The organism is Streptococcus sp. HMSC065E03, from assembly GCF_001815045.1.
Lineage (GTDB): Bacteria > Bacillota > Bacilli > Lactobacillales > Streptococcaceae > Streptococcus > Streptococcus parasanguinis_AD.
The window spans coordinates 1-9,827 of the sequence record NZ_KV818837.1; the positions used below are offsets into that span (position 1 = coordinate 1).

Here is a 9,827-nt window from a genome sequence, read left to right on the forward strand (position 1 = left end):
TGGGGTATAGCCAAGCGGTAAGGCAAGGGACTTTGACTCCCTCATGCGTTGGTTCGAATCCAGCTACCCCAGTTAAATTTATGCCGGCGTGGCGGAATTGGCAGACGCGCTGGACTCAAAATCCAGTGTCCGCAAGGACGTGCCGGTTCGACCCCGGCCGCCGGTATAGTAAAAAAGACAAGGTTTTCGGACCTTGTCTTTTTTTCTCTGTTTTTGTTGAGTTACCAATTTTTTCCATTTTAAAATAAATCATCAAGTTTATTAGCCAATGTTTTCTGTTTGCTAGGGTACAAATGAGAATAAGTATCAATTGTTGTTGTAATAGATGCGTGTCCTAATCTTTCTTTGACAACAAGATAATCTTCTCCTTGATTTATAAGTAATGATGCATGAGAGTGTCTTAAATCATGAATTCTTATTTTCTTTAAATCTTTATCCCTTTCTAGTATTTGCTTAAACTTCTTATCAATCATATTTTTTGTAATTGATATTGGTGTACTCTGTATTATTTGAAGTTCTTCAGTATTTTTCGTAAATTCCTCAAGTTTTTCTTTTTGTTTTACTTTCCAATCTATTAGCATTTCTGCTAATTTCTGATTTATTGTTATATTTCTAGTTCCTGATCGTGTTTTTGTTGTATTAATGTAGCTTGTATTATTAACAAAGTATACCGTTTTGGTAACGTAAATCGTATTTGTTAAAAGATTTATATCATTCCAGTTCAATGCGAGGATTTCTCCCATTCTCATTCCAGTAAAGAAAGCAATTACGAAAAACAGGTCATAACTTATTTCATCATCTCGAATAAGTCCTCTAAATCTCGTGAATTCTTCTATACTCCAAAATTTAATATCAGGCTTCCTAATTGGTAATTTTCTCAGATTCTTAACTGGATTTTTATCAATGAGTGATTTTCTTATACCAGTATCAAAAATTTTTTTAAGTAGAATCAGAACCTTATTAATTGTATTATAGCTTAAAACTTCATTTTCATTTTGTTTTTTAGGTTTTGTTTTTAGGTATTCACGAAATTCGAATATATGGTCATACGTTAATTTATTTAAATTTGTATTTTTAAAATATGGCTTAATATGACGCTCATAATTATTTCTTTGTGTACTTGTGTAGCTTACTTTTCTGCCATTTTTCAAATCATCTTCTTCAAGTAAGTCGAATAACATATCCGTTGTTACTACAAAGTCAAATTGTTTTTCTTTTAATTCTACAACTCTAATATGTTGTTCAAGTTCTAGGGCTTCCTTTTTAGATTTTAATCCTTTACGAATAATACGTATTCTTTTTTGTGTGACTGGGTGGAAACCGTTAGAAACATCAACAGTCCATTTACCACTTTTAGTTTTACGAATAGTCATTCATTATGCTTCTTTCTGGAGTTCAATTCCTAGTAGTTCTTCAGCGACACTGGCTGGAATTGTACCAATCCGTTTGTTATCGTAGATATTAAAACCACGATTCACTAATAGTAATTTGCCAGTATGGATAATCTTTCTTGCAGTTCCTGGAGCAAATCCAAGTTCGATAAGGTCATCTTTTGTTACAGTTTTAATCATGTGCTCTCCTTTTCTAATTAGATTAAGTACGGGGAGGATTAACTCCCCTTGTCTTATACTTATTTTTGTTTTACATCTACTAAATGGATAGCATCCGCCTTGTAATACATCGTTGAACTAATCATAGTAGCTTGTAAATTGTCAAATGTAACTGGTACTTGATCCATTGCTTGGATATAGTCATTATCGACTAAAGCTTCTGGATTGTCTACTGAGACTTGGGTTGATTTCTTTTTGAATTGTCCATCCTTGATCGTTACATTGTATTTCCAACCAATGATTTTATCGGTATTAAAACGTCTTTCGCTACCATCTCGGTTTTTGATAATTTCTCCGTTTGCATCTGCTCGGACTTCCGTTTCAAATTTTGGAATGACTTCATCCAATTCAAATTTTGTTCCAATGTTATTGAAATTCCAGTCATTTTGTGAGAGCATTTTTGCCATATTTAATTTCTCCTTTTGATATTTTCTTTGATTGTAGGGATTAAATCTTCTCTTTTAAAGAGAATTGCCCTTTCTATTAATCCACTTGCTAAATCTGGTGGATATTCCATATTGTTGAGTGCGAGATAGTTAGATTTCTCATACTCATGCAGTAAGTTATTGTCGTATAGAAATTTATACGCTTTTAGAATAGCTCCAGAACCTTTATAGGTAAACCATTCTAATTTTTGTTCTAGTTCTGTCTTTGGTTTTGAAATAATGATAGAGACAGGTTTTGAGTGACCTAAAAACTTTTCCCAAGATCTCAAAGGTTTTGAGAAGTGACTATCACTATAGAACCTCACTTTTTCTTTGAGGTATCCCTTGGTAAAGTTAAGAAGATCTATTTCTGAATGCAACCATTCTTGAATGAAGTAGTGAGCTTTTGCTTTCCTAAGTTCTAACTCAGTTCTTATCCAATTTTCTATATACCGCTTGCTGATCCCGAGCTTTTCAGCTTGTTCTAAGCGCTTATCGTAAATTCTAAGTCTTTCATCATCATTGGGTTTTCTTAAATATAAGGTCTGACCGATCGTTTCATCTCCGTAGGTATTGTAGTAGGTGCTTTTTCCATATAGAAAGCGTTTCTTCTGACAAATCTTTAGAAGTTGATTAGGAGTGAAATAGGGTGTTTCATTAAAATCATCTATTGCAATATCAATTCGTCTTACTGAAAAATGAATGTAATTGTAGTAGAGGTTGTTCAGAAACTGTCTTTCGGAGAGACTATTTGGATCTAATACCATATCTCTATAGAACTCTAGTGCCTGTCCTGACATGACAAGCATGTAGGACGACTCTTTCGATCCATAGTAGATACGGATATTCCCATAATGAAGCTGGCTATCATAGTTATAGTATTTAAGGCTCCCCTTATTCTCAATAAATAGGTCAAAGTCAAGAAATAGGATATCTTCGATTATTTCTTTTGGCGAAAATTCAGTCTTATCAAACTGAATTTGAATCCAGTCAAATACAGAACGTAAATGCTCATTTTTTGCCATAGATTTTGATTCAACTTTTTGCCTAATTTTGCCACCCTTAAAATCTCCAAAACCCTTGGTAATACTGAATTTTTTCGATGGTACACCTAACTTGCAGAGGGTGGTGTTACTACACACCCTATCGGTCAAAAATGGTCCGTCCGCATCTACGCTCATTTTCGGCTTTCTGCCTCATGGCTCAGCCGAAAACTCGCTATTAGCCGAACCTATTTTTTGACCTCTTGTTAACAAACCCTAGTAAGCCGGTTTGCATCGACTCTTCAATATCTTGGATTTTCTTTTTTAGGTTGGAATTCTCAATTTTTATCAGTCGCATTTCTCGCTTAAATTCCTGTTTTAAGGCGCTCAGTTCATCGTAGAGCTCATCTATTACTTGGTTTAGGGATTCATGTTCATTGTCTGCTAGACTCCCAAATACGGCTTGTATAGCCTCTTTTAGACCTATTTCAAGTTTTAGTTTAGCTAACTTTTGAAATTGTCTAAGGTCTTCGTCTGTAAAATCATAGGCAACTGTATAACTTAATTGATGAGTTCTGGGATTTCTACTGATAGGAACTTTAATTTTCTTAAATTCCTTGCCACTTATCTCTTTAATCAGTTGAATCCAATTTTTAAGAGTAGAGGTAGAGTTTAGGCCAGAAATTTGATTGACTAACTCTTTATTGGTCATCTTTTTGTGAAACCTCCGAAATTTTCTTGTGCAACTGAAGAGTTTTCTGTGGTATAATTGTTACATAATATGTTTTGATCTTGGAACGAACGGCACATTTGTTTCAAGATTTTTTATTTTGTCGAATCCTACCTCCTTTATTAAAATTTTTTAAATCGACTACTAGTTACATACGCTTTTACCTCCTTTTATGCTATAATATTCTCAATGGAATATTCAATCTCAAAATAAATATTCCTTATGGAATAATTCTATTTTATACCGTTTAGAATATTTTGTCAAGCTAAAATATACGAATAAGAATATCTATAGGAGAATTATGTATACAGAGGATTATAAATTTTCAGAGAGGTTAAAAACTCTCAGAAAATCAAAAAAGTTAACTCAAGTACAAATATCGGAATTAATTGGAGTTCAACAAGGGACATATTCTCGGTGGGAGAATGGAACGTTAGAACCAGGATTAGAATTCGTTGTGAAATTAGCAAATATCTTTGGGACTACTACAGATTATTTGCTGGGACAAAAACCTTATTCAATTATCAGTAGTTTACCTCTAGAACAATTAGATCTTACCAATATTGCAAACTTTTCAAAGGATGAGTTTGATATTTTGAAACATTCAATAGCAGTTTCGGTGGCAAGAAATAAAATAAAGGCAACAGAACTAAAAGATAGAGTTATAGAAAAAAATCAGTTGTCAGAAAAAGATGCAGAACTTTTGAATAAGATTTTTGAAGAAGTTAAAACTTATTGGGAAAATTAGGAGGACGCTAGTCTTCAAAATTCCCTCCCAAAATGTGTCCAAAATATTGACAGAATTCTAGCTTTTCATTATAGTTCTTATGGAACTTTTTTTCTACAACAAAATAGGCTCCATAATATCCATAGGGGATTTACCCACTACAAATAGTATAGAGCCGGTTTTATTAATGTCCTGCATTTCCTAATAAGTTAACCATGACAACACCAATGATAATCAAAATTAAACCGATAATGCTATAAACATTTAGTGTTTCTTTGAAAATCATTACTGCGATAGAGGCTGTCAAAACTAAACCGACAGCTGACCATGTTGCATAAGCTATTCCTAAAGGAATTTTTTGCATTGCTAGTGAGAGGAAATAGAAACAAACGCCATAGCTAAGTAGGGCAGAAACGGTTGGAATAGGCTTTGTAAAACCGTCTGATAATTTCAAAAGGTTAGTTCCCAATATCTCTCCTACAATGGCGATAAAAAGATAAAAGTATGACATGTCTTTAACCTCCTATATGTCATGTTTTTGCTCTAAGAGCTATTATAGCTATCCGTTTTTTATAAATCTTGGCACAAGTCATGAGAATTTGTAGTAAAACTGTGGCAGACACTTTTTCAGAACCAATAGCTGATAAGTTTAGTATATCATAAGATAAATTTAAAAAAAAAAGTTTTGTTAGAAAATGAATTATCAAATTCTTGGGCTAAAGAGTTATTTTTGTTAAAATAATAAAAAACACTTACCCTAATTAAAGGAGAAAATAAAATGATTACATTAACTGTTAATCGTACAAGTGTCTTGAATACCTCTGGATGAATATAACCTGTTGGGACATATCGTCTATTCTCTGATGATGCTCTTAGAACGATAAGGTATGGAGTGTTACCAAAAAGTTACTAAAATTTGAAAAATGAGTCTATTTTGCAAGATTCAAAAGGCTTAAAACCCTATTAAATCAGGGTTGTAAGATTTAAATAATGGAGTTATGGAACTCAAAATCCAGTGTCCGCAAGGACGTGCCGGTTCGACCCCGGCCGCCGGTATAGATTATAAAGGAGTTTTACTCCTTTTTTTGTTTTAATTTTTTCTTTTTTGTGATATAATTAACCGGTAAAGTTTCATTTAGTGAATTAGAAGGAGTCAATTTTGTCTGAAGTTGCAAATAAAATCGATCGATTTTTAAATTCTATTTTATTGTTATCAGAAAATCAGCATGAGATTTTAGTTGGTTCTTGTACAAGTGGTGTTTCATTAACTAACACTCAGGAACATATTTTGATGCTGGTTGCTGATGAAGCTCTAACCAATTCTGTCTTAGCTAAGAAATTGAATGTCAGTCAGGCGGCTATCACGAAGGCCGTGAAGCCCTTATTAAGTCAGGGCATGCTGGAGACTTATCGAGATGAAAATGATGCTCGGGTTCTCTATTATCGCTTAACTGAGATTGGTAAGCCTATTGCATTAGAGCATCAGCACCACCATCAGCATACTCTTCACACTTATGAGGATGTTTTGTCGAAGTTTACAAAGAATGAGCAAGGGGTCATTTCGCGGTTTTTAGATCTATTGGAAGAGGAGTTATAGTTTGAGGTATATTACGGTTTCGAATTTATCGTTTTATTATGATCGGGAACCGGTTTTAGAAGGGATCAATTACTACTTAGATAGTGGGGAGTTTGTGACTTTGACCGGTGAAAATGGTGCTGCTAAGTCAACCTTGATTAAGGCTAGTCTTGGGATTTTACAGCCCAAGGTGGGGACAGTTGAGATTTCAAAGACGAATGTTAAGGGAAAGAAGTTAAGGATTGCTTATTTGCCACAACAGATTGCTAGTTTTAATGCTGGGTTCCCCAGTACGGTCTATGAATTTGTGAAGTCAGGTCGGTATCCTCGTAAAGGCTGGTTTCGAAAGTTGAATGAGCACGATGAAAAACATATTCTGAAGAGTTTAGAATCTGTTGGGATGCTGGAGTTCAAGGATCGGGCGATTGGTTCTTTGTCTGGTGGTCAGAAACAGCGGGCCGTCATTGCTCGGATGTTTGCTTCTGATCCGGATATCTTTGTTTTAGATGAACCGACAACAGGGATGGATGCGACGACAAAGAGTGATTTTTATGAGTTGATGCATCACAGTGCGCATCACCATCAAAAATCTGTTTTGATGATTACGCACGATCCAGAAGAGGTTAACCAATTTGCGGATCGGAATATTCATTTGGTTCGTGACCAGAGCTCTCCTTGGAGATGTTTTAACGTCCATGATACAGAAGGGGAGGGTGACCATGCTTGATTTATTCCAGTATGATTTTATGCAGCGGGCCTTGTTGGCTATGGTTGCCATGAGTCTTTTTTCTCCTGTGTTAGGGATTTTCTTGATTTTGAGACGGCAGAGTCTGATGAGTGATACGCTGAGTCACGTCTCTCTTGCGGGTGTCGCTTTTGGACTTTTTCTTGGGATCTCTCCGACGCTCTCGACTATGATCATTGTCATTATTGCTGCGGTCTTTCTTGAGTATTTGCGGACCTTATTTAAGGACTTTATGGAGATCGGGACGGCAATTTTAATGTCCACTGGTCTTGCCCTAGCTTTAGTACTGATGCGTGGTGGTGGGAAAAGCTCGATGAGCTTGGATCAGTATTTGTTTGGTTCTACCCTAACCATTACGGATGAACAGGTGATCGCCTTGTTTGTGATTGCTTTCGTTGTATTAGTGCTGACGGCCTTATTCTTGCGGCCTATGTATATTTTGACTTTTGATGAAGATACGGCCTTCGTAGATGGCCTTCCGGTCCGGACCATGTCCATTTTATTTAATGTGGTGACAGGGGTTGCTATCGCCTTAATGATTCCTGCAGCAGGATCGTTATTGGTTTCAACTATCATGGTCTTACCGGCTAGTATTGCGCTGAAATTAGGGAAGAACTTCCGTGGGGTCATGCTGATTGCGGTCATCATTGGCTTTATCGGGATGTTTAGTGGGTTGATTTTGTCTTATATTGCAGATACACCGGCGAGTGCCAGCATCACGCTTTTGTTTGTGGCACTGTTCTTGCTTGTGAATCTTGGATCACGTTTGAGGAAGTAAATATGAAATTTAAAAAAATAGGTTTAATGTTGTTGGTGGCTTTTGCCCTTATCTTGACTGCTTGTGGTAAAAGTCAGAGTCAAAATGGAAAATTAAAAGTGATGACCACTTTTTATCCTGTTTATGATTTTACAAAAAATATTGTCGGAGATGAAGGAACGGTAGACCTGCTCATTGGAGCGGGATCAGAGCCTCATGAATATGAATTGTCTGCTAAGGGGCGGGCTATGATTCAAGATTCGGATGTTTTCGTCTATGAAAATGAAAATATGGAAACGTGGGTTCCAAATCTTTTGAAATCCATGAAGGATAAGAAAACCAAAGTGATCGATGCCACCAAGGGCATGGTCTTGCTTCCTGGATTGGAAGAGGAACATGAACACGAAGGGGGCGAAGAACACCATCATGAATATGATCCTCACCTTTGGCTCTCTCCACATCGTGCCATGAAGATGGTAGAGTCGATTCGTGATCAGTTGGTGGCAGCTTATCCAGATAAGAAAAAAACGTTTGAGAAAAATGCCCAAGCCTATCTAAAGAAATTACAGGCCTTGGATCAAGCTTATCAGGATGGCTTGAAAGATGCGAAACAAAAGAATTTCGTGACCCAACACGCGGCTTTCCGTTACTTGGCCTTAGATTATGGATTAAACCAGGTAGCCATTTCAGGGATTTCACCTGATAGCGAGCCTTCTGCTGCACGATTGCGTGAATTGACAGAGTATATCAAGAAAAATGAGATCAAGGTCATTTACTTTGAGGAAAATGCTTCTAAGTCCTTGGCGAAAACCTTGTCTTCTGAAGCTGGTGTTGAGTTGGCTGTCTTAAATCCTTTGGAAAGTTTGACGGATCAAGAAATGAAAGATGGCGAAAACTACGTGTCTGTTATGAAGGAAAATCTGAAGGCGCTCGAGAAAACAACGTCACAAGATGGTAAGGATATTCAACCGGAACATGAGGAAGATTCTAAGACGGTTCAAAAGGGCTATTTCGAGGATAGTCAAGTGAAGGATCGTAGCTTAGCAAATTATGCGGGTGATTGGAAATCGGTTTATCCATACTTGCAAGATGGAACGTTGGATCAGGTCTTTGATTATAAGGCAAAATTAAATCCAACCATGACGGCCGCTGAGTATAAGGAATATTATACCAAGGGTTACCAAACAGATATTGATCGGATTAAGATTGATAAGGATTCAATGGAGTTTTATCAAAAAGGATCTTCTAAGAAATATACTTATAAATACGTAGGTAAGCACATTTTGACTTATAAGAAGGGGAATCGTGGTGTTCGTTATCTCTTTGAAGCCAAGGAGAGCGATGCGGGAGACTTCAAATATGTTCAATTTAGTGACCATGAAATTACTCCGGTAAAGGCAGCTCACTTCCACATTTTCCATGGAGGAAAGAGTCAAGAGGCGCTTTATGATGAGTTGGAAAATTGGCCAACGTATTATCCTTCGAACTTATCTGGTTTAGAAGTGGCACAGGAAATGCTGGCTCATTAAGAGTTGTATCAAAATAGAGACTAGGACTGATTATCCCGGTCTCTTTTTGATTAAAAATGAGGAGTGAAGCTTGTCAAATGCTTGAAAATACGTTACAATGAAAGGGCTTTAAACTAAAAAAATGTATGGGGAATTTTAAATGAAAAAAGTTGGTGCAATTCTTGTGAGTATTCTCAGTGTGGTCCTGTTGGTGGCTTGTTCGCAACAGGGAGCGAGTAAAAAATCAACCGCTTCCTCTAGTCAAACGAATGCCTCTTCTGAAGTCAAAAAGACGGCTGCTTCTAGTTCGGAAGTGAAGGAGAAAGAAAAAAAAGAAGAGAAAAAAGAAGAGAAAAAAGAAGTGAAGAAAATGGATCTTGAAGCTATTGCCAATGGAGACTACAGCAGTATTGCTGGTGTCTGGCAAGATGATAAAGGAAATAAGCTGGTCTTTAACGACAAAGGGTTGGTCTCACAAGAGTTAGAGGGCTATGGAGCTTCTTTGACAGATTATGGAACAGCATCAGAAGGCATTTATGGTGGTCGTGATGGAGGCTTCTTGTTGGAGTATATTCCTGCAGGAGTGACCATTGGTGATCAGGTCGATGATCAAGGACAAGTCGTCTTTAAAGATACATCAGATGCCTCTAAAAACCGCTTATGGTCTGGTGTTGGTATCGCTAGTTTTGGGGAACAAGGCTCGATCTACTATCATGTAGGAGATGAATAATGGAAAAAGAGAGTGGGACAGAAATCGGTAATTCGT

12 protein-coding genes and 2 tRNA genes are annotated in these 9,827 nt (G+C 36.7%); 8 read left to right on the forward strand and 6 right to left on the reverse strand.

Going from position 1 to position 9,827, the window contains the following annotated elements:
• Positions 1-72 (forward strand) — tRNA-Gln (locus HMPREF3002_RS00110).
• Positions 73-82: 10 nt separating this feature from the next.
• Positions 83-166 (forward strand) — tRNA-Leu (locus HMPREF3002_RS00115).
• Positions 167-239: 73 nt separating this feature from the next.
• On the opposite strand, the gene HMPREF3002_RS00120 is transcribed toward HMPREF3002_RS00115, so the two are convergent.
• From HMPREF3002_RS00120 to HMPREF3002_RS00140, 5 genes are read right to left on the reverse strand one after another with little or no spacing between them, the layout of a single operon-like run.
• Positions 240-1,373 (reverse strand): tyrosine-type recombinase/integrase, encoded by a 1,134-nt coding sequence (locus HMPREF3002_RS00120; RefSeq protein WP_004182166.1) that lies wholly within the window; start codon positions 1,371-1,373, stop codon positions 240-242.
• Positions 1,374-1,376: 3 nt separating this feature from the next.
• A complete protein-coding gene (locus HMPREF3002_RS00125) occupies positions 1,377-1,571 on the reverse strand; it encodes a DUF3173 domain-containing protein (protein ID WP_000598356.1) in 195 nt (64 codons plus the stop codon).
• Positions 1,572-1,630: 59 nt separating this feature from the next.
• Complete coding sequence (locus HMPREF3002_RS00130; RefSeq protein WP_001096844.1) at positions 1,631-2,017, reverse strand: hypothetical protein; 387 nt, start codon at positions 2,015-2,017, stop codon at positions 1,631-1,633.
• Between the two features lie 2 nt (positions 2,018-2,019).
• Positions 2,020-3,216, reverse strand: a complete 1,197-nt coding sequence (locus tag HMPREF3002_RS00135; protein ID WP_004182182.1) for a replication initiation factor domain-containing protein — start codon at positions 3,214-3,216, stop codon at positions 2,020-2,022.
• 40 nt (positions 3,217-3,256) lie between these two features.
• Positions 3,257-3,730 (reverse strand): hypothetical protein, encoded by a 474-nt coding sequence (locus HMPREF3002_RS00140; protein ID WP_000182279.1) that lies wholly within the window; start codon positions 3,728-3,730, stop codon positions 3,257-3,259.
• A gap of 319 nt (positions 3,731-4,049) precedes the next feature.
• On the opposite strand from HMPREF3002_RS00140, the gene HMPREF3002_RS00145 reads away from it, so the two are divergent.
• Positions 4,050-4,496, forward strand: a complete 447-nt coding sequence (locus HMPREF3002_RS00145; protein ID WP_000287814.1) for a helix-turn-helix transcriptional regulator — start codon at positions 4,050-4,052, stop codon at positions 4,494-4,496.
• A gap of 163 nt (positions 4,497-4,659) precedes the next feature.
• On the opposite strand, the gene HMPREF3002_RS00150 is transcribed toward HMPREF3002_RS00145, so the two are convergent.
• A complete protein-coding gene (locus tag HMPREF3002_RS00150; protein WP_009732038.1) occupies positions 4,660-4,986 on the reverse strand; it encodes a DMT family transporter in 327 nt (108 codons plus the stop codon).
• 648 nt (positions 4,987-5,634) lie between these two features.
• On the opposite strand from HMPREF3002_RS00150, the gene HMPREF3002_RS00155 reads away from it, so the two are divergent.
• The 5 genes from HMPREF3002_RS00155 to HMPREF3002_RS00175 all read left to right on the forward strand — a co-directional run bounded on the left by HMPREF3002_RS00155 (position 5,635) and on the right by HMPREF3002_RS00175 (position 9,791).
• Positions 5,635-6,072 (forward strand): zinc-dependent MarR family transcriptional regulator, encoded by a 438-nt coding sequence (locus HMPREF3002_RS00155; protein ID WP_003004547.1) that lies wholly within the window; start codon positions 5,635-5,637, stop codon positions 6,070-6,072.
• 1 nt (position 6,073) lies between these two features.
• Complete coding sequence (locus HMPREF3002_RS00160) at positions 6,074-6,778, forward strand: metal ABC transporter ATP-binding protein (protein WP_003013743.1); 705 nt, start codon at positions 6,074-6,076, stop codon at positions 6,776-6,778.
• Positions 6,771-7,574: a metal ABC transporter permease gene (locus HMPREF3002_RS00165; RefSeq protein ID WP_003009676.1), complete on the forward strand. Its 804-nt coding sequence runs from the start codon at positions 6,771-6,773 to the stop codon at positions 7,572-7,574. Before HMPREF3002_RS00160 ends, HMPREF3002_RS00165 begins: the two co-directional genes overlap by 8 nt.
• A 2-nt stretch (positions 7,575-7,576) precedes the next feature.
• The gene (locus tag HMPREF3002_RS00170) at positions 7,577-9,082 is read left to right on the forward strand and encodes a zinc ABC transporter substrate-binding protein AdcA (RefSeq protein ID WP_070664719.1); all 1,506 of its coding nucleotides are present in this window, start codon (positions 7,577-7,579) and stop codon (positions 9,080-9,082) included.
• A 139-nt stretch (positions 9,083-9,221) separates the two neighbouring features.
• On the forward strand, positions 9,222-9,791 hold the full coding sequence (locus HMPREF3002_RS00175; RefSeq protein ID WP_070664721.1) for a DUF6287 domain-containing protein: 570 nt from the start codon (positions 9,222-9,224) through the stop codon (positions 9,789-9,791).
• Positions 9,792-9,827: the final 36 nt, after the last annotated feature.